A 19,781-nucleotide genomic window follows, 5' to 3' on the forward strand; every position below is an offset into this window, starting at 1 on the left:
TCTTAACTGATCGGCATTACGCCTCGTGCGGTCTTTTTTGTATCTGGATTCTTACCTATATTTTCAAACACGCTAACCTTCTGAACCAACGTCACTTTCTATACATTACCCCGTGCGCATTCATATGCAACTTATGGCTATTCATTGAAATCACTTCTACACTTAAGTGGTTAATAAATAAGCCGCTAATTCATAGAGAATACCAATCACAGTAAGTAAATGATCAGAAATAGCGCAGGAAAAAGGTTCGAGAACAAGGCAGATTTTTTGGTAAGTAGTTATTCTACAATCAAAAATTCTAACGCAGTTATCGAGCGTTTTAACCAGCTAGGATGATTAGTTGTTTACTACGATTGGGGTAATAAAGTGGCAAGACTCAATACGTCAGAAGGCTACTATATGGATATACTCGCCCGTTCGCGCTATCTCATCATTGATGACAGCAGTGTGATTCAAAGTGCAACACGCGCACTGCTTATCAAGTTAGGCGTACCAAATAACAATGTAATTAGTGCTTCCAATGCACAAAATGCGATTGGGGCTTGCCGCACACATCGGTTCGATATCTTATTGATTGACCACGATTTAGGCTCAGGAAGTAATGGCTTACAACTGCTTGAGTTTTTGCAGCAAAAAGAATTGATCAAGCCACAAACGATTGTCTTTATCGTCACTGGTAATGACAGCCAAGATACCTTCTTTGGTTATGCTAACTTCGAGCCTGATGGTTACTTGATTAAACCAATACGTGCCGATGACATAATAAAAAGAGTTACGTCGGCACTCTCTCGACAACAATACTTTTCAACATTAGAGCAGGCCTATCTCAAGAACGGACTCAACGCGGTAAAGCCACTCTTTGGACAAGCCCCTGACTCGTCGACATTGAAAGATGCCATCATCTATATGGCGAACATTCTGATAAAAAACCAACACCTCGATGAAGCACAAGCCATGTTGAATGGACTGCTGCAGCTTCATGATTACCAGCCTGCAAAGATCAAGCTCGTTGAAATCCATATCGCCAAACAGCATTATCACGACGCCCTCAGTCAAATAGATGGCTTGATTGAAGACAACCCTCGCAATATCAAGCTACAACAGCTTAAGGTTAAGATCTGCTTAAATACCAGTGACTTCGAGTCAGCTAACACTCTCATTGAGCAAGTGCTCACCGTCAATGGCAGCAACATCGAACTGACCAACACCATGGTTTGGCTTCAATTGCTCGATAACAATGTCGAACAAGCGACTCTGTACCTCAAATCGCTAGCCCAACTAGTCCCGCATTCGATTTGGGACTCAGCAGGTAAGCGAGCACTTATCTTGTGGGTAGACAGTTTAACCCTCTCTCAAAAAGAGTTAGTAAACTGGAAGCCAGAAGCCGCTTGGCAAAGGCTCTCTCACTCCGAAAAATCGAATGCGCTTAGTAAACCACTATTGAAGCTTTGCCGTACCTTGCAGCTCATTCAACTTGATCAGCAAGAGGTTGCGAAAGAGCGTATTGAGAGCATTTCAATGAATGAGTTCTCAGACAATGATGTCGAAGCCTTCTTCTTGTTGGCATTGTGTTATCAAGCCTTGGGTCGACAAGACAAGATCGATCAAGTAAAGCGCCAAATTGAGATCCACCTAAAAGCAGACCACACCAGCCTCGCCCTTTTGCAGCGTATGGCATTACAGCGAGCAGACAATTTTGCATTACCCACACTAACCAAAAAGCCTTTGGCCGCCGTTAGTTGAGCACACCGTCAAACCCAAATGAATACGTAAACGACAGGATGTCTTTATGCAGAACAATGCTACAAAAACGAAAACGGGGTGTGTCGCCTTTCTATTGAGTTGCCTTACGGTATTCATGTGGCCACTGCAGAGCCTTGCTGAAAGCACACCTTTAGAAAACTCGTCGAATAACCAAGTTGTATTACGTGTCGGCCTGCCTTCTTACAACATGGTTCCTTATAGCTATCAACATCAAACTCCCTCTGGGAACAGAGTTTCAGAAGGGCTACTTATCAGCATGTTGGATGAGGTATCGGCAAACGCAGGCTTCAAATATCAGATTGAGCTGTACCCAACATTTAGCGGCGTACTCAGTGCATTTGAAAAGGGTGAATTAGATTTGTTGGTCGGCGTCTCTTCGACCAAAGAGCGCCAAGAATACATGACCTTTAGTGAACCCATGTTCTCGATTCGACGAGCGGTCATTACTCAAAATCTGAAAATAAACGACTTGAGTGAACTGGCAACCGCAAACTTAGCGCTAGAGAAAGGGTTTGCGCTCAATGACCTTCTTCCGAGCTTGCTTCCAGAGAGTCGAATTACCACCTTGGACAGCACACAAGCGGCCTTCACTGCGATTGAAGATAATCGTGTCGACGCTTACATTGGGGATGCGCTTGCCCTTTCTGCGCTGCTACGTGAACAGCCTAAAGACTCACTCACACTATCCGTCCTTCCTGATCTGCCAGCTGACCACTTGCACTTCGCCGTCAAAAAAGGAAAACATAAACTACTCAGCCGAATCAACTTTGCTTTAGAGGACATCAAGCAAGGTTCGCTGCAATCGATTTACAATCAATGGCTTGCCCCATCTCAACACTCGATGTTGCTGGACTACGGAGCACTGAACTTAACCCAAGACGAAAAGAACTGGCTCGATAGAAATCCTAGCATCCCAGTAGGAACACACGCCAATTGGTACCCTTACGATTTTACTAACGAGCAACAGCAACACTCAGGCTTATCTGCTGACGTCTTAAATCTAATAAGTAATGTGCTCGGCGTGTCATTTGAAAGTACCACTTACCTAACTCCAGAAGCAGCCGAGGTCGCGTTCAATAATGGTGAGACAATGGTGCTAACCAACATCACGCCAACCACAGATAAAGCGCGATACATGGACTTCACTCAAGCCTACAGTTTTGAACCATGGGTGTTATTGAGTCGCTCTGATCGCTTAGGCAACTTTGCGCCAAGTGGCAACGAAGCGATTGGTGTGATTGAAGATTCTGGAGGCACAACAGTTCTACCTTCTCTCTGCCTGACTTGCCAAGCCGTCCCTTACATCAATCACGTGAGCACTTTCCAAGCATTACAGAAAGACGAGATCAGTTTCGCGCTCGCTTCACTTCATCATGCTGCACCTTTATTGCATCAAGACTATGTTGGGCAATTTAAAATCACTGGCACCATTAATGAGCAAAACAGCGCTCCTTTAGCTCTCGCGGTCAACTTCCGCCATCCCATGCTACTGAGTATTATCAACAAAGCCATTAGCGCATTGCCTGCCAATGAACTTGAGCGCTTGGAAAATAAATGGCTGACCTATGAATACCAAGAAGGCTTGTCGCCACGTGAAGTGGCTAAATGGTCGGTGATCATCGGGCTTGGGATCTTTATAGTCATCTTCGTGATCGTATTCTGGAATCGCAAGATGGCAGCGGAAATCGAGCAGCGAAAAGTCGCAGAACAACGGGCCAAAGCAGCGGAAGCCCATTTACAAACCCTGGCCGACAACATTGATGGGGTTGTGCTTAAACATATTCAAACAAACCTCGGGCAGCCTTTGAATATCCAGTTTAGCTTCGTCAGTGCCGGTGTAACCGATATGTTCGGCTTATCTGTTGATAGCGTAAAAGAGCATCCTCAACGTCTTTTTGAGCTTATCTCGAAAGATGGCTTGCCACAGTTTAAAACCAGCATGCTCGATGCCATTGAATCCGGGCATTGGGAAAATGAACAGCAAGTGCAGTTAGAATCAGGTGAAGCGAAATGGGTGAAATTTAATAGCCAAGTATCGAGCGGCCAAGCCATTGAGTGGAACACGGTGATAACAGATATCACCCTGCTGAAAAAACAGCAACAGGCTTTAGACAATGCTCGCCAGAAAGCAGAAAGTGCCACCGCCGCTAAGTCTCAGTTCCTAGCAACTATCAGTCATGAGGTTCGCACCCCAATCAGTGGGATCTTAGGGCTATTAGAGTTAATGCAGGAACATCAGCTGAGTGAAGAGTTGCTGAACTTACACGGTGGATTGAATCAGTCTGCTCGTAACTTACTGCACATCGTTAATGACGTACTCGATTACTCCAAGATTGAAGCGGGAAAACTAGAACTTAACCCTACCGAGATTGAATTAGGCAAAGTATTAGCGCGCATCGTACAACCGCAATCCATTCATGCACAACAAAAAGGCTTGGCCTTCCACTATTGGCAAGACCCAAACCTCGCTCAGTGGTTGTTTGCAGACGACATACGACTCCACCAGATTCTGAATAACTTCCTCAATAATGCGATTAAGTTCACCGAGCATGGGACAATATCGTTACATGTTGATGTGATTGGACAGAACGAACATCAGCAGAAAATTAGCCTCACTGTCTCAGATACAGGTATTGGTATCCCGAAAGACAGACAACAAAGTTTATTCCAGCCTTTTGAACAAGCCGACAAAACCACCAGCCGCCGTTTTGGGGGCACAGGGCTTGGGCTGTCTATCGCTTTGAAGTTGATTGAACAGATGAATGGCACCATAGAGTTGTCGAGTGAAGAAGGAAAAGGCAGCCACTTTACGGTTACCGTTACCCTCCCAACTTGTACTCCTGAACAGGCAGTCAACAACGCTTTGGCTCTGCCACAAACTTTACTCTGCACTTCGGATGTTGAAAATACTATTGAACTAGGTGTGGGCAATCACTCTCACGAGGTGTATGTGGTTGGTTACGTTCTGCAACAAGAAGAGCTGTGCCGATATCTGAAACACTTCGGCCTTGAACCAAAGGTTCTGCATATTAATCAAAAGCACCTGCTCAAAGAGATGGTCGTCAAACATCAGCCAAAACACATCTTTGTTACGATGTCTGTATGGCAGCAACTGGCGATTACCGATGCATGGATTCAACAACATACAAGCTCAACACGCTTCACGGTGATCAACCAAAATCCAATGCTCTCGCCTGAGCCTTTAGGCAACTCTTGGTGCTTGTCGGTCAATCCGCTGCTACCCGATAACCTTGTGCATGTTCTAACGAAACCCGTCAGTCACGACAATCTAATCTCACCAGTGGATAGCGAAGCTAAAGCGCCTATCGCTGAAGAGACTCGCGAACAAGCTGAGAACAATGGTAGGCTGATTCTGGTCGCGGAAGATCACCCTATCAACCAGCAAGTCATCGCTAAGCAACTTGAAAATATTGGTGTCCATGCCGACATAGTTGATAACGGAGTTCTGGCTCTGAACGCCTTGAAAGATAAACGCTATGGGTTGCTTCTCACCGATTGCCACATGCCGGAAATGGATGGATACACGCTTGCTTCAAGCATTCGTCAGGTAGAACAACGCAGCGAAGAACTTGCTCAAGAAACTCGAAGGTTGCCTATCGTCGCATTAACAGCAAATGCCGTACAAGGTGAGGATGCTAACTGTTATGCTCACGGCATGGATGACTTCTTGGTCAAACCCGTTTCTATTAAACAGATGAGATTAACCATTGAGAAGTGGCTGCCCGCAATCGACGATTCCAACCCGGTTCGTGAAACTGATGTTTACGATGCAAAGGAATTAAAGGCACAGAATCAGGAAGTCAGTGCTTCATCAAACTCCTCACCTAAAGACGAAGAAGCCAATGAATTTTCGATGCTGTTCCAAGATATTGAACAGAGCTTTGCGGAAGTGGAGATCAGTAACCCATCAGAGCCTAGCCAAGAGGTTACTCCTGCTAGCCCTCAAGACTCATTCAATCTTACTAACAATCAAGTTATCGACTACGCCGCGCTCTACGACCTATTTGAAGATCACGATGTCGTAATGACCTTACTCGATGAGTTTGCCGCAAGCTTTATTGAAGATAATGAACGGATAAAAACATATTGGGCGAGCAAGGAATACAAGGAACTAAAAACCACAGCGCACCGACTTAAAGGCGCAGCGAAAATGGTCGCATGTGACAGGATTGCTTCTCCGCTCGCAATCATTGAGGCACGAGCAAACGACCTGGTAACCGAAGACACGGACTTAGAGCAAGTCGAATCAAAAATTGAAGCGTCAATCGAGGAAGTGAATTCCACATTTGAACGATTTACTGAGGAAATAAACCAACTACGTCAGACAAAAGAAAAGGCTTACTCTTATGAGTAAGCCTTAGAAGTCATTGCGCCAATACAGACAACTCTCGCTGAATTACGCAGCGGGAGCATTACTCACTAGAATTTCGCGAATAGACTTAAGCGTTGCTTCCGTTGAATGGTAATCCAATTCAACTTCACTAAAGATGCCGTTCACTTCAAGCATTAAAGTCGGATAAGAGAATACTCCCATCGCTTCTTTAAAGCCTAACTGGTCATCTAACTCACTTTCCAATAACTTGCTAGAAAGGTCATTTTCAAACTGTTGAACATTCATACCTAGCTCTTCAGCCAACTGCAGATGCGTTTCTTGGCTATGTGGCAACATCGCACGAAGATAATAAGCATGTTGAATCGCTTCAAGCATCGCTTCGTAGTGGTCTTGAAAACCAGCGGCAATCACAGCACGGCATGCAGGGTAAGTACTACGAACAGGTTGGCACTCAGTCCAAAATTCATGGTTAAACTCAGTCCCTAGTTTAGCTTCGATTTGCTTCCAAATCGCTTGCAGCTTGCCTTTCATCTCTTCTGACATTGGCTCATCAGAATCCGGGGCCAAACCACCCACTACATAGTTAAACTCAATGCTCGCAGGCAATTGTTGTTTCAATAACTCAAGTGTTGGCTTGTAACCCCAACACCAGCTGCACATTGGATCATGCACATAATGAAGTTTTACGTTCATTGTTCATTCCTTATCGAGTCAATGATTCGATCAATTCAAACAAAAAAGGAGCCTAATTAAGGCCCCTCATTTTAACTATTCAGCGCAAAGGCTAGAACTTATTCAGCGTCATCGCCAGCAACTTTAGCCGCTGCTTCTTTGATGATTGGCTGAAGTTCGCCTTTTTGGAACATCTCAAGAATGATGTCACAACCACCGATTAGCTCACCTTCAACCCAAAGTTGTGGGAAAGTTGGCCATTGTGCGTAAGCTGGAAGCTCTGCACGGATATCAGGGTTTTGTAGAATATCTACGTAAGCAAATTTCTCGCCACATGCCATTAGAGCTTGAGAGGCTTGAGAAGAGAAACCACAGCTAGGTAGCTTAGGAGAACCTTTCATGTACAGTAGAATAGTGTTTTCTTCAATTTGCTGTTTGATTTTATCGATAGTTTCCATTGCTTCCTCGTTAATGGATTACGGCTTTTATTGCCTTTATTCTACCCCAAACCAAAAGAATAAAAACCATATAAAAAAAGCGGTTAACAAGCTAAGCTAACAATTCACACAAAAGTGATGAAATAAGCTTTTAATAAAGTAAAAACTTGCTAAACTATATCGCAAGTCAGCAAATTGACCATGGTTGGCAGTATAACGAGCCATGAATAATAATATCACTGGAAGCAATCGAAAGAGTTAACTCTTTCATATCAATGGAGAATTGAGCAATGGCATTTGAACTACCGGCTCTTCCTTACGCGAAAGACGCGCTAGAACCACACATCTCAGCAGAAACGCTAGATTTCCACCACGGTAAGCACCACAACACTTACGTTGTTAAGCTAAACGGTCTTATCCCAGGTACTGAGTTTGAAGGCAAAACACTAGAAGAGATCGTTAAGACTTCTACTGGTGGTGTTTTCAATAACGCTGCTCAAATCTGGAACCACACGTTCTACTGGCACTGTCTTGCTCCTAAAGCAGGCGGCGAACCAACTGGCGCTGTTGCAGAAGCTATCAACGCTGCATTCGGTTCTTTCGAAGAATTCAAAGCGAAGTTCACTGATTCAGCAATCAACAACTTCGGTTCTTCTTGGACTTGGTTAGTTAAGAAAGCTGACGGTTCTCTAGACATCGTTAACACTTCTAACGCTGCTACTCCTCTAACAGAAGAAGGTGTTACTCCACTTCTAACTGTTGACCTATGGGAACACGCTTACTACATCGATTTCCGCAATGTTCGCCCTGACTACATGGCTGCATTCTGGAACCTAGTAAACTGGTCTTTCGTAGAAGAGAACCTAGCTAAGTAATTATTACTTACGCTGCGCTGTTTTTAGCGAGTTATCTATTGAAAGCTCATGCTTCGGCGTGAGCTTTTTTGTATCTGTCGTATTCCACAAAATCTCGACATTTCGTAATCAACTTGCCAATAGAGATTACTTCTCGACCTATTGATAGCGTTCTTCCCCCCGCTGTATAAATTCTCTATTTGCCTGTCATTAAACACTAAAGTTTGCCGACTCCATGCCGTTAAAGGTGTATCCAATGAGAGGCGACATGCAAATACATACTTTAGACAAAGCAGGAATCATCAACGAACTGAAGTTCGGCATCGGGATCAGCCAAGCGGTTGAGCAAGGTCGCCGTGCAGATTTCGCGTTGCTGTTATCTATGTTTTCTAATGATGTTCGTGATTGCACGCCGATTGACACCATTGAAATCACAGAGACCAATGAAGATCGCCTCCGTAAACAATTCGGCGTAGCAGAACCTCAACAACTGCGTTCAAACCAGTCGTCGTATGAAATTTCAGCTCAACAATCTAATCATTTTCATCAAGCCAGCCTTGCCAGCGCCAAGCTCAGCCATTACTTAAAGCCTGAAGCGCTTGCCTTCATGCCTGAAGATACGGGCGACTTACCCGAAGAGGTTTATCAAAATCTTTCTGGTCATGACCGACGCAAACTAGCAAGCAAGGATTCACCTGATTTGCCACATGCCACGCTCTACAATGATCTAACTACCGCGCAACGTCAGTATCAAATTCAAGCTCAAGTATAGCGGTCACCTAGCTTTCCCTTTTTCGCTGTCTATCCACCGCTCTTCTTGAATTAACTCGCGCACATTAAAGCATTCATGCGAGTGATATGAACCACTAGCCTTAGGCAAGCTAAAAACACTAGATGTCGGTTACCGCTTGAAGTTACTACAAAATGTGACGTGCCACTAAGTTCATAAAAACTTATTAATGGGTACAGCTTAGTTTGAACCAATTCACACCCATTGTATGAAATTTAACCCATCCTTGTTCGACATGGACGATTTGTTTAGGCACTGGGATGAAAATAAAAAGCTCAATCATATTGGTGACATCTGCTGGCTCGCGGCTGGGAGGGACGATTGCGAACCACTTTGTTAACCTTGGAGCCACAGTCATCCTTTGTGATAAGGACTCAGAAGCACTTCAGGCAACTTATTTACAATGTGCCCGATTTTCTGACTCTGTTTACCATTACCCGCTCAAAGGCAATGACAACCAAGCGATTATCAGCGTATATGATTTTATTCAATCGACCTTCAACACTACACCTGATGTGCTGGTCAACAATTGGATAAGCTCCCCAATGCCAAGCCTAATTGGTGATCAGCCTGTCAGCAGCTTTATTAATGATCTCTCATCGATGGCATCGACCCTTTTCGCATTTGGGCAAATTAGTGCCGAGAGGTTGCGAGAGGAAGACAAGGAAGGCGTGATTGTGAATGTGATATCTCATGATGACTTTCACGATATGTCCGGTTTAGAGAGCGCAAACTCTATGATCACTGGCTTTACCCATAGTTGGGCTAAAGAACTGACTCCATATGGTATTCGAGTCGGGGGTGTTGTCCCCGCTGTTCATAACTCTGATGGCAAACTCAACCGATGCCATTGGGCGCAGCTGCAAGATGAACTTACTAGAACAACCGAATACATTGTCTCGAACGACTACTTCAGTGGGCGAGTTGTGGCGGCAGAGGTTTAACCCGTTCCCGACTCCAAAATATATAGTGACGAACACAGCTCATATTGAGTACAAGAGCTATCGCCTTTCAATCTGTTTATAAACGAACCAAACATAAAAAAAGCCCCAGTCTCTCGACTGGGGCTTTCATCTTTTCCCGATAGATAAGTATCGTGCTAGCGAAAACTTATCTCAAAACTAATGCTTACTTATTATGCGTTAGCTTTTTCTTTTTTAGCTTTTGGCGCTTTCGCTTCAGCTGGCTTTTGGTCTGCTTTCTTAAGGATAACTGTAGTACCTTCGAAAGTTTCGCCTTCAACGTATGGTTGGCCGAAGTAAGAAGTTGTTAGCACTTCTTTTAGCTCAGTGATTAGAGGGTAACGTGGGTTAGCACCTGTACACTGGTCATCGAACGCTTCAACAGCTAGCTCGTCTAGTTTAGCGATGAAGTCAGACTCGTTAACACCCGCAGCTTGGATAGATAGTGGGATGTCTAGGTCTTTCTTAAGCTCTTCTAACCAAGTCAGTAGACGTTCAATCTTCTGAGCAGTACGGTCACCAGCTTGGCTTAGGCCTAGGTGGTCAGCAACTTCAGCGTAACGACGACGTGCTTGTGGACGGTCGTACTGAGAGAATGCAGTCTGCTTAGTTGGGTTATCGTTCGCGTTGTAACGTACAACGTTTGAGATAAGTAGTGCGTTAGCAAGACCGTGTGGTAGGTGGAACTCAGCACCAATTTTGTGAGCCATTGAGTGACACACACCTAGGAATGCGTTCGCAAATGCTACACCAGCGATAGTTGCTGCGTTGTGTACTTTCTCACGAGCGATTGGGTCAGCCGCACCATTTTTGTAGCTTGATGGTAGGTATTCTTTAAGCATCTTAAGAGCTTGAAGAGCTTGACCGTCTGAGTATTCGTTCGCTAGAACAGATACGTAAGCTTCAAGAGCGTGAGTTACTGCATCGTAACCACCGAACGCTGTTAGAGACTTAGGCATGTTCATTACTAGGTTCGCATCAACGATAGCCATGTTTGGCGTGATTTCGTAGTCAGCTAGTGGGTACTTAGCACCAGTCTTGTCGTCTGTAACAACAGCGAATGGAGTAACCTCTGAACCCGTACCTGAAGTAGTAGTAATACATACTAGCTCAGCTTTTTGACCCATTTTAGGGAACTTGTAGATACGTTTACGGATATCCATAAAGCGCATTGCTAGTTCTTCGAAGTGAGTTTCTGGGTGCTCGTACATAACCCACATGATCTTAGCAGCATCCATTGGAGAACCGCCACCTAGAGCTAGGATTACGTCAGGTTGGAAGCTCTTCATTGCTTCAGCACCTTTCTCAACAACAGATAGCGTTGGATCTGCTTCTACGTCGAAGAAAGTTTGAACTTCGATGCCTTGTGCTTTAAGCAGGCTAACTACGTCATCAGCGTAACCGTTGTTGAATAGGAAACGGTCAGTTACTAGGAATGCGCGTTTCTTACCTTCTAGGTCGCTCATTGCGATTGGAAGGCTACCACGACGGAAGTAGATAGACTTAGGTAGTTTGTGCCACAACATGTTTTCAGCTCGCTTCGCTACAGTTTTCTTGTTGATAAGGTGCTTAGGACCTACGTTCTCAGAGATAGAGTTACCACCCCATGAACCACAACCTAGAGTTAGAGAAGGTGCAACGTTGAAGTTGTACAGGTCACCGATACCACCGTGAGTAGTAGGGATGTTGATTAGGATACGAGCAGTCTTCATCTTGTCACCGAAGTAACGGATGCGGTCTGCGTTAGTATCTTGGTTAGTGTAAAGACCAGATGTGTGACCGATACCACCGATTTCAACCATAGTTACCGCTTGAGCAACAGCGTCTTCGAAGTCGTCTGCGCGGAATAGACCTAGAGTTGGAGATAGTTTCTCGTGAGCGAATTCGTCATCGTAAGAAACTTTACCAAGACCTTCACCTACAAGTACTTTTGTATCAGCAGGAACTTTAACACCAGCCATTTCAGCGATTGCTGGAGCAGGTTGACCTACGATTTTAGCGTTTAAGTTGCCGTCGATAAGAAGCACTTTACGTACTTTATCAGCGTCAGCTTTAGATAGAACGTGAGCTTTGTGAGAAGCGAAACGCTCTTTAACTTCGTCATATACTTCACCAACAACGATTGCTGCTTGCTCAGAAGCACATACAACGCCGTTATCGAATGTTTTAGACATTAGGATAGATGCTACAGCACGTTTGATGTCAGCTGTTTCATCGATAACTACAGGAACGTTACCAGCACCAACACCGATTGCAGGCTTACCAGAAGAGTATGCTGCTTTAACCATGCCTGGACCACCAGTAGCAAGGATAAGTGCGATACCGTCGTGCTTCATAAGCGCGTTAGAAAGCTCTACAGATGGTTGGTCGATCCAACCGATGATGTCTTTTGGAGCACCAGCTGCAACAGCTGCGTCTAGAACCAGTTTCGCTGCGTCGTTAGTTGAGTTCTTTGCACGTGGGTGTGGCGAGAAGATGATGCCGTTACGTGTCTTAAGAGAGATTAGAGATTTGAAGATTGCTGTAGAAGTTGGGTTCGTTGTTGGAACGATACCACAGATGATACCTACAGGCTCGGCGATAGTCATTGTGCCTAGGTTGTCATCTTCTTCTAAGATGCCACATGTTTTTTCGTCTTTGTATTTGTTGTAGATAAATTCAGATGCAAAGTGGTTTTTGATAACCTTATCTTCAACAATACCCATTCCAGATTCAGCAACTGCTTGTTGTGCTAGTGGAATACGAGCGTGGTTAGCAGCAAGAGAAGCTGCACGGAAGATTGCGTCTACTTTCTCTTGAGAGAATGTTGCAAACTCTTCTTGTGCTGCTTTAACGCGAGCTACTAGAGCATCAAGTTCCGCTAAGTTAGTTACAGGCATGGTGGATCTCCTAAAATAATAAATATTAAAAACTTTTTATTAATTTCGCTGCTTGCTTTTAACCTCAAACAACAACGTTCTTAGTAAATTGCTTTCAGGACTGAGTATATTATTTCACTGTATGAAAAAAATTGACCCAGATCAGTTACCCAAAAAGAATTAACCAAAAAGTAGTAAGGCAATCGCAAAAATGAACCTAAGATGCTGATTTAAATAGATTAAAATCACATTTTCCATCAGAACAAAAAACAAGCAAACAGACGGCTTTTTTCTACATTGCGTCATAAACTGTAAAAAAGTTTCATTTTTAGTCCGTTAAATTACATGTATACAGCTATATTCGTGCTACTGAGAGTATATCCATACCGTTGCAACGAGCTAGAAACTGTCATAATTTTTATTAAAAGCGTGCGTGAGATAACATTTAGTTCAAATTGCGTTACAGCACGAAACACGAGAAAACAATTTGTAACACTGACATTACACATCTCACACTCAATTAGTTTTTCTAAAAAATAGCCCCTTCTTCAAGTTAGTTTTTTTCATTCGCTCTCATTGAATTTGTCCCTTACATTACGCACTCTGACAAAGGTCAGATCAAACCCACTATCCTACTTAACGTTACTGGAGATCGCTCTCATGCAAGGTTTAGAACTCGCAATCTTTATGCAATTCTTCCTTGGGCTTGTTGCAGCCGTAAACCCAATCGGCATCATGCCTGTTTTTGTTTCTCTAACTGCTCATATGCCACCAGAAGAGCGAAACAGGACAGCCTTACAAGCCAACATTGCTGTTGCCGTTATCTTGATTGTGTCGCTTGTTGCGGGGCAAATGCTGCTTGATATGTTTAGCATCTCGTTAGATTCATTCCGCGTTGCAGGTGGCTTACTGTTATTAAGCATCGCATTTTCGATGATGAGCGGTAAGCTCGGTGAAGATAAGCAGAACAAACAAGAAAAATCGGAATACATCAGTAAAGAGCAGATCGGCGTTGTTCCGCTGGCTATGCCGCTAATGGCAGGTCCGGGAGCAATCAGCTCGACCATTGTTTACGGTTCTCGCTACCCTGCTGCTATTGATACGGTAGGCATCGGCATTAGCATTATTGCCTTCGCAACTTGCTCTTGGCTTTTGTTCCGTTCAGCGCCAGTTATCGTTCGTTTCCTTGGTCAAACCGGTATCAACGTTATTACACGTATCATGGGCTTGATTCTTGGCGCATTGGGCATCGAGTTCATCGCCAATGGCTTACGTAATTTGTTCCCAGGTTTGGCATGACGTTTAACGGCATTTCGGTTGCTCTATAAAGGGCAGCAATATTGAAATATAGATGAGGCGAGTAAAGCAATTGGGCTTTCACTCGCCTCGTTATTATGAAGCTAGTATAATGACTGTTAATGCATTTAACAGAAGATGAATCTCTCCTTATGTCACGTAAGCCACTTAAGCATCATTTGTACGTCATTATCTTTGGCACTCACACTCCAGCCGGACGCGCATTTGATATTTCACTGATCGTTGCAATCTTGGCTTCGCTGTTGGTGCTTATCTTAGAGTCGATCCCTAATGTGATGACCGAGTGGTCACAGCAGTTGCGTTACATTGAATACAGCTTTACTGCCCTCTTTACGCTTGAGTATCTGTTGAGGCTCTATTGCTCTCCAAAACCAAAATCTTATGCCACCAGCTTTTACGGTGTCGTTGACCTATTAGCGATTCTTCCAACCTACTTAGCGATCATCTTCCCTGGTGCTTCGTTTATGGGTGTGGTGAGGCTGCTTCGTGTGATGCGTATCTTCCGAATCCTAAAACTGGTTCGCTACCTGCAAGATTCCAATATTCTGTTGCGCTCACTGTTAATGGCAAGACGAAAGATACTTATCTTCTTCAGCACAGTTGGGATCTTAGTCGTTATCTTTGGTGCTCTGATCTTTGTTATTGAAGGCCCAGAAAATGGCTTCACCAGTATTCCTCACAGCATCTATTGGGCAATCGTAACTATCACGACAGTGGGGTATGGTGACATGGTGCCGCAGACCGCGCTTGGCAAAGCCATAGCATCACTGACCATGCTATTGGGTTACTCAATTTTGGCGGTGCCGACAGGAATTATTACTGCGGAACTCAGTAATGAAATGAACTCACACAAAGAGTTGGTTAAGTGTCCTAACTGCAACCGAGCGGGTCATGATTCTGACGCCATATATTGCAAACACTGTGCAAGCGAATTGGCAGATCCAGACAAGCGTGTCGTCACTGAAGAGAAATAAAAGCAGATGCGAGATTCGGGTAGCGAGATACGAAAAAGATTTAATAGCAGTTTCGTGATTTGAGTATGTGACACAAAAATACTAAAAGGGTGGCGTTTATCGTCACCTTTTTTGATGTTGGTTCACTGAGCCAAAACGAGATTCCCGACTACGCTCCTTCGTCGCTATCGGGAATGACGCAATTTAAGTTAGGAGAAAAACGTCATCCTCAAGAGTGAGGAACGAACGAGTTGGGGATCTCTTCCTTGTCCCATTCCAATGAGAAGATTTAAGTGAAGTCTCGAGTGAAATTAATCAACCTTCCGCGAACAAAAAAGCCGATGTATTAACACCGGCCTTTGTATCTCACGAAGCTAAGCATTCACAAAGAGTGGCGCCTGCTTTAACTTCTGAATAGAAAGAGCTTTCGATTACGCCTTCTCAGCTAAGATAATGCGTAAAGTACGACGTAGTGGTTCTGCAGCACCCCAAAGCAGTTGGTCACCAACAGTGAATGCGTTTAGGAAGTCGTTACCCATCGACATCTTACGCAGACGACCGACTGGTACAGACATAGTGCCTGTTACTTTCGCTGGTGTTAGCTCCTGTGCTGTGATGTCGCGGTCATTAGGAATCACTTTAACCCAATCATTGTGTGTCGCGATGATCTCTTCGATTTCGTCCATTGGAACGTCTTGCTTAAGCTTAATCGTTAGCGCTTGAGCGTGACAACGCATTGCACCGATACGTACACAAGTACCATCGATAGGGATTGGCTGACCATCTAGGCCAAGAATCTTGTTCGCTTCAACGCCCGCTTTCCATTCTTCTTTGCTTTGGCCGTTTTCACGCTTCACATCGATCCAAGGAATCAATGAGCCAGCAAGAGGAGCACCAAATTGGTCTGTTGGGAATGAAGATGAACGAATCGTATCCGCAACCTTCTTATCAATATCAAGAATCGAGCTTGAAGGATTTGCTAACTCAGAGCTTACGCTGTCGTTGATCACACCCATTTGTGAGATCAGCTCACGCATATTCTTAGCGCCAGCACCCGATGCCGCTTGGTAAGTCATCGCACTCATCCACTCGACCATGCCTTTTTCATATAGGCCGCCTAGTGCCATAAGCATCAAGCTCACAGTACAGTTACCGCCAACGAAAGTGTTGGTGCCGCTGTGAATGCCTTGCTGGATTTGAGCCAAGTTAACAGGATCAAGAGTGATGATTGAATCAGCATCCATACGTAAGGTAGAAGCCGCATCAATCCAGTAACCTTTCCAACCAGCTTGACGCAGCGCTGGGTATACTTTTGATGTGTAATCGCCACCTTGACAGGTAATCACAGCATCAAGCTGTTTTAGGCTATCAATATCAAAAGCGTCTTGAAGTAGACCCGCATCTTTGCCGCCTAGAACAGGGGCAGGAATACCAATCTGAGATGTGCTGTAATAAACAGGCTCAATCAAGTCGAAGTCTTTCTCTTCAACCATACGTTGCATCAGTACAGAACCAACCATACCACGCCAACCAACTAGACCTACTCTCATCGCTCACTCTCCATGTATAAATTAAAAATTGCTCTCCCCCATCTATAAGTTTTTCAGAAACAGAACTCAAGTGCTTTTTGTCAAAAAGTGTAACTTTTTCGTTTCTTTTAAGTGAACGTAATGAATCGTGCAGTTATCTCTGTATCGGCATTCCATCTCCACCTCATTGATTAAGCGCTCATTATCGACAAATTCAAACATTTACAACGCCAAAACCGATTGAGTCGACGCCCATCACAAACAGTAAATCCCTCTTTCAAACCAAGGTTAATCAGAGTTTTATTTTACAAAACGAAAACAACGTGCGACAGATTTCAACATGTAACAATCATGAATTTAACAATATTTCAGATTATGAAACCACAACTGATTGGTTTAATAGTCAAATATCACAACTTGGGCGTATTTTTTCGATATAATAAACTAATTACTGTAGTGTCCGTTCTGCACCACACACTATAACGAAGCACTATAAATGCTCGAAATCACAAGAGGCTTTTATGAAGCAGAGTAAAACTCGCCTACCGAACCTATTACAGGTATTCATCGCGTTAGGACTATTTCTATCCCTTGCTTTTTCCTTTACTGCAAAGCTTGACCTTCCAATTCAACTTGCCTTGTATATTGGCTGGTTCATTATCATGGTTCTTGGTATTCGTCTTGGACACCAATACAAAGACTTAGAAAAAGCAGCACTCAAAGGAATATCCAATGGCTTAGGCGCGGTTTTAATACTTTTAGCCGTTGGCGCTCTTGTTGGTACTTGGATCTCAGGCGGAATCGTACCTACTATCATTTACTATGGTCTGAAAGCTATCCACCCTTCTATCTTCCTTTTAGCGACCATGATTATCTGTTCTCTAACCGCATTGGCGACCGGTACTTCTTGGGGAGCTGCGGGTACAGCAGGTATCGCGATGATGGGTATCGGCCAAGGCCTAGGTGTTCCAGCACCGATTACTGCAGGTGCAGTGCTGTCAGGTTGTTACTTCGGTGACAAGATGTCTCCGCTTTCTGATTCAGTGATTCTGGCTTCTTCAATGTCTGGTGTTGAAGTAGTTGAACACATCAAGGGCATGCTTCCAGTTGCATTAATCAGCTACGTGATTACAGGCATCATGTTTACTGCGTTTGGTTTCCACTATGCGGGTAACGTGGACATGAGCCAAGTAGACTCTGTAATCAAAGCAATGGAAGTTCAGTTCTACATCACGCCTTACTCATTCGTTCCGGTACTGATCGTGCTTGGTCTGTTGGCTTTCCGTATGCCTTCATTCCCGGTAATCAGCTTTGGTTCTCTGCTGGGTATTATCTGGGCGGTCATGATCCAAGATATCGACTTCCTAACGGCATTCAATACGGCTTGGGCACCGTTCTCAATCTCATCTGGCGTAGAGTTTATTGATTCGATTCTTAACCGTGGCGGCATGTCTTCAATGCTGGGTTCAGTTGCGGTTATCGTATTTGGTCTAGGTTTCGGTGGCTTACTGGATAAAGTGGGCGTACTAGAGACAATCGCTAAGGTGTTTGAGCGCCGCGTAAACAGCGCAGGCTCACTAGCGACTAGCACAATTGGTACGGCCTTCATGGGTAACGTGTTCGGTTCTGCAATGTACGTATCGTTAATCCTTACGCCAAAAATCTGTGCGAAAAACTACGACCGTTTAGGCTACAAGCGTAAGAATCTATCTCGTAATGCTGAGTTTGGTGGCACGCTAACGTCGGGTATGGTTCCGTGGAGTGATAACGGTATCTACATGGCGAGCATTCTTGGTGTTGCGACGCTGTCTTACGCACCGTTCATGTGGTTAAGCTTCATCTGTATCATCGTGACTATCGTGACATCTTACATGGGTTGGTTCGTTGATAAGTGTGAACCAACAGCACCAGCGTTTGAAGCTGAAGAAGCAACAGAGTTAAGCAAGCAACAAGCTTAAGTTCAGGAGCTAACGCTTTCGAACGTAACTCAAAACGTTAATGGTTAAATGCAAAAAGAGCGCCCTAGAGCGCTCTTTTTTGATCTGCTGATTTACTTATCTATCTATTTATCTATTTATTGGCGGTTCGTTTACCCAACCAGTAACCGATACCTAACGGAGCAAAGAACACCACTAAGATAAACAGGATGAAGTAGATAATCACACCTTTTATTAACTCCATCAGTTTATCAATCGCAAGTACCACCACCTCTTGAGAGACGCGATCAAGGTCTTGTGTGAACAGTTCTCTCTCTGAAGTCACAATACCCGCAATCTCGATGCGCTCTTTGGCTATCATCTCAACCAGGGCTTCTCTCTCACGTGTCACCATCTTTTCCAGTGCCACACGTTCATCGCTCAACATCGCCAGTTTTTGGTCTGTTTTGTCACTAAGATCATTGAGCAATGGCTGCATTTCTGTCGACATAATAGAGGCTAGCGTTTGCATGTATTCTGGGTTGTTCTCAATAAAGTCTTGCATGCTTGCTGATGTTTGACGAAGGCTCTCTAGCGTCATCGATAGGTCTTCACCCGTTAGCGAGCTATTCAATGCAACCAACTCGGCTTTCCACGTCATCAGTTTCGGGGTCTGGTCAGCCATTAAGCTTAAGCGGTCTGATGCATCGCTCATTGCTTCTGGCATGGTGCCTAAGCTCTGGACGATTTGCGACTCGTCTTTACCAAGGTAACTTAGCCATTCACGGTAAGCAGGCGTGCTTCTGAATGTGAGGTCTTTAAATGGGTGGCTAGCGGCAAACTGAGCAACGAACGCTTTGCTTTTTTTGAAATCACTGGAGCTCAATACACCCTTTGCCAGTTTCTCTGCTTCTTGGTCAAGAAAACGAGCAGTCTCTATCGCATCATCCGTCGCGAACAGGTCCGCGCCATCGCCTTGGCTATAAAACTGATTCATTTGGGCAGTGAAAACCCACGAGTCAATTAACGCAGACATTGGGGAAGTTTGGTAAGCCGCTTGTTGTAATCCCTGCTCTGCATGGATCTTCCAAAGCAACACATAAGATTGATGTAAAGTGTCATCGGCAGGATAAGATTGCGCGATTAAATCAGCCGAGTCTTCTACTCGTGTAAAAAACATCTTGGCATATTCACGCGTCATGATCCGAGCATTTAACTCTTGTTGAGTGAGAGGCGTCGTTTGACTATCTAACTTAACTTCTAAGAGAGAACAACCACTTAGCACAATGCTAAGCACCAACACCATCCAACTTCGACTCGAAACTCGTAACATATAAACCTCTGACAAAGACTAAGGGCGCGGATTGTATGAGCG

The 19,781-nt window shown here is 44.4% G+C and carries 13 protein-coding genes; 8 read left to right on the top strand and 5 right to left on the bottom strand.

The window, feature by feature from the left end:
* The first annotated feature begins 399 nt into the window (after window positions 1–399).
* Window positions 400–1,743 (top strand): response regulator, encoded by a 1,344-nt coding sequence (locus BCV39_RS06220; RefSeq protein WP_240699570.1) that lies wholly within the window; start codon window positions 400–402, stop codon window positions 1,741–1,743.
* Window positions 1,744–1,789: 46 nt separating this feature from the next.
* Window positions 1,790–6,139, top strand: coding sequence for a transporter substrate-binding domain-containing protein (locus BCV39_RS06225; protein WP_102433625.1), 4,350 nt, complete (start codon window positions 1,790–1,792; stop codon window positions 6,137–6,139).
* A gap of 42 nt (window positions 6,140–6,181) precedes the next feature.
* Here the strand turns inward: BCV39_RS06225 and BCV39_RS06230 are convergent, their stop codons facing one another.
* Window positions 6,182–6,811, bottom strand: coding sequence for a DsbA family protein (locus tag BCV39_RS06230; protein ID WP_057622342.1), 630 nt, complete (start codon window positions 6,809–6,811; stop codon window positions 6,182–6,184).
* Window positions 6,812–6,909: 98 nt separating this feature from the next.
* Window positions 6,910–7,248, bottom strand: coding sequence for a Grx4 family monothiol glutaredoxin (locus BCV39_RS06235; RefSeq protein ID WP_004741702.1), 339 nt, complete (start codon window positions 7,246–7,248; stop codon window positions 6,910–6,912).
* Window positions 7,249–7,517: 269 nt separating this feature from the next.
* On the opposite strand from BCV39_RS06235, the gene sodB reads away from it, so the two are divergent.
* The 3 genes from sodB (at window position 7,518) to BCV39_RS06250 (ending at window position 9,815) form a co-directional block, all read left to right on the top strand.
* Entirely contained in the window at window positions 7,518–8,102 is a 585-nt protein-coding gene (gene sodB / locus BCV39_RS06240) for a superoxide dismutase [Fe] (RefSeq protein WP_004734050.1), read from the top strand.
* 247 nt (window positions 8,103–8,349) lie between these two features.
* Complete coding sequence (locus BCV39_RS06245) at window positions 8,350–8,853, top strand: VC2046/SO_2500 family protein (RefSeq protein ID WP_261378607.1); 504 nt, start codon at window positions 8,350–8,352, stop codon at window positions 8,851–8,853.
* 278 nt (window positions 8,854–9,131) lie between these two features.
* Window positions 9,132–9,815 (top strand): SDR family oxidoreductase, encoded by a 684-nt coding sequence (locus tag BCV39_RS06250; RefSeq protein ID WP_048659756.1) that lies wholly within the window; start codon window positions 9,132–9,134, stop codon window positions 9,813–9,815.
* Window positions 9,816–10,006: 191 nt separating this feature from the next.
* On the opposite strand, the gene adhE is transcribed toward BCV39_RS06250, so the two are convergent.
* Window positions 10,007–12,712 carry a bifunctional acetaldehyde-CoA/alcohol dehydrogenase gene (gene adhE, locus BCV39_RS06255; protein ID WP_048659757.1) on the bottom strand — a complete coding sequence of 902 codons (2,706 nt, stop codon included), beginning with the start codon at window positions 12,710–12,712 and terminating at the stop codon, window positions 10,007–10,009.
* A 639-nt stretch (window positions 12,713–13,351) separates the two neighbouring features.
* Here adhE and BCV39_RS06260 point away from each other — a divergent pair.
* A complete protein-coding gene (locus BCV39_RS06260; protein ID WP_004734056.1) occupies window positions 13,352–13,990 on the top strand; it encodes a YchE family NAAT transporter in 639 nt (212 codons plus the stop codon).
* Window positions 13,991–14,139: 149 nt separating this feature from the next.
* On the top strand, window positions 14,140–14,982 hold the full coding sequence (locus BCV39_RS06265; protein ID WP_102433627.1) for an ion transporter: 843 nt from the start codon (window positions 14,140–14,142) through the stop codon (window positions 14,980–14,982).
* A gap of 410 nt (window positions 14,983–15,392) precedes the next feature.
* Here BCV39_RS06265 and asd read toward each other — a convergent pair whose 3' ends face one another.
* The gene (gene asd, locus BCV39_RS06275; RefSeq protein ID WP_017629874.1) at window positions 15,393–16,511 is read right to left on the bottom strand and encodes an aspartate-semialdehyde dehydrogenase; all 1,119 of its coding nucleotides are present in this window, start codon (window positions 16,509–16,511) and stop codon (window positions 15,393–15,395) included.
* Between the two features lie 500 nt (window positions 16,512–17,011).
* On the opposite strand from asd, the gene nhaC reads away from it, so the two are divergent.
* On the top strand, window positions 17,012–18,448 hold the full coding sequence (gene nhaC, locus BCV39_RS06280; protein WP_017063453.1) for a Na+/H+ antiporter NhaC: 1,437 nt from the start codon (window positions 17,012–17,014) through the stop codon (window positions 18,446–18,448).
* Window positions 18,449–18,560: 112 nt separating this feature from the next.
* Here the strand turns inward: nhaC and BCV39_RS06285 are convergent, their stop codons facing one another.
* Entirely contained in the window at window positions 18,561–19,739 is a 1,179-nt protein-coding gene (locus BCV39_RS06285; RefSeq protein ID WP_102433624.1) for a chemotaxis protein, read from the bottom strand.
* Window positions 19,740–19,781 lie beyond the last annotated feature (42 nt).

It is taken from the genome of Vibrio sp. 10N.286.55.E10 (assembly GCF_002872555.1).
Classification (GTDB): domain Bacteria; phylum Pseudomonadota; class Gammaproteobacteria; order Enterobacterales; family Vibrionaceae; genus Vibrio; species Vibrio crassostreae.

Bases quoted from the DNA above. Each gene is read 5' to 3' on its own strand.
- BCV39_RS06245 (WP_261378607.1), top strand. From the start codon at position 8,350: ATGCAAATACATACTTTAGACAAAGCAGGAATCATCAACGAACTGAAG.
- BCV39_RS06235 (WP_004741702.1), bottom strand. From the start codon at position 7,248: ATGGAAACTATCGATAAAATCAAACAGCAAATTGAAGAAAACACTATT.
- BCV39_RS06285 (WP_102433624.1), bottom strand. From the start codon at position 19,739: ATGTTACGAGTTTCGAGTCGAAGTTGGATGGTGTTGGTGCTTAGCATT.
- BCV39_RS06230 (WP_057622342.1), bottom strand. From the start codon at position 6,811: ATGAACGTAAAACTTCATTATGTGCATGATCCAATGTGCAGCTGGTGT.
- BCV39_RS06225 (WP_102433625.1), top strand. From the start codon at position 1,790: ATGCAGAACAATGCTACAAAAACGAAAACGGGGTGTGTCGCCTTTCTA.
- nhaC (WP_017063453.1), top strand. From the start codon at position 17,012: ATGAAGCAGAGTAAAACTCGCCTACCGAACCTATTACAGGTATTCATC.
- adhE (WP_048659757.1), bottom strand. From the start codon at position 12,712: ATGCCTGTAACTAACTTAGCGGAACTTGATGCTCTAGTAGCTCGCGTT.
- asd (WP_017629874.1), bottom strand. From the start codon at position 16,511: ATGAGAGTAGGTCTAGTTGGTTGGCGTGGTATGGTTGGTTCTGTACTG.
- BCV39_RS06220 (WP_240699570.1), top strand. From the start codon at position 400: ATGGATATACTCGCCCGTTCGCGCTATCTCATCATTGATGACAGCAGT.
- BCV39_RS06265 (WP_102433627.1), top strand. From the start codon at position 14,140: ATGTCACGTAAGCCACTTAAGCATCATTTGTACGTCATTATCTTTGGC.
- sodB (WP_004734050.1), top strand. From the start codon at position 7,518: ATGGCATTTGAACTACCGGCTCTTCCTTACGCGAAAGACGCGCTAGAA.
- BCV39_RS06250 (WP_048659756.1), top strand. From the start codon at position 9,132: ATGAAAATAAAAAGCTCAATCATATTGGTGACATCTGCTGGCTCGCGG.
- BCV39_RS06260 (WP_004734056.1), top strand. From the start codon at position 13,352: ATGCAAGGTTTAGAACTCGCAATCTTTATGCAATTCTTCCTTGGGCTT.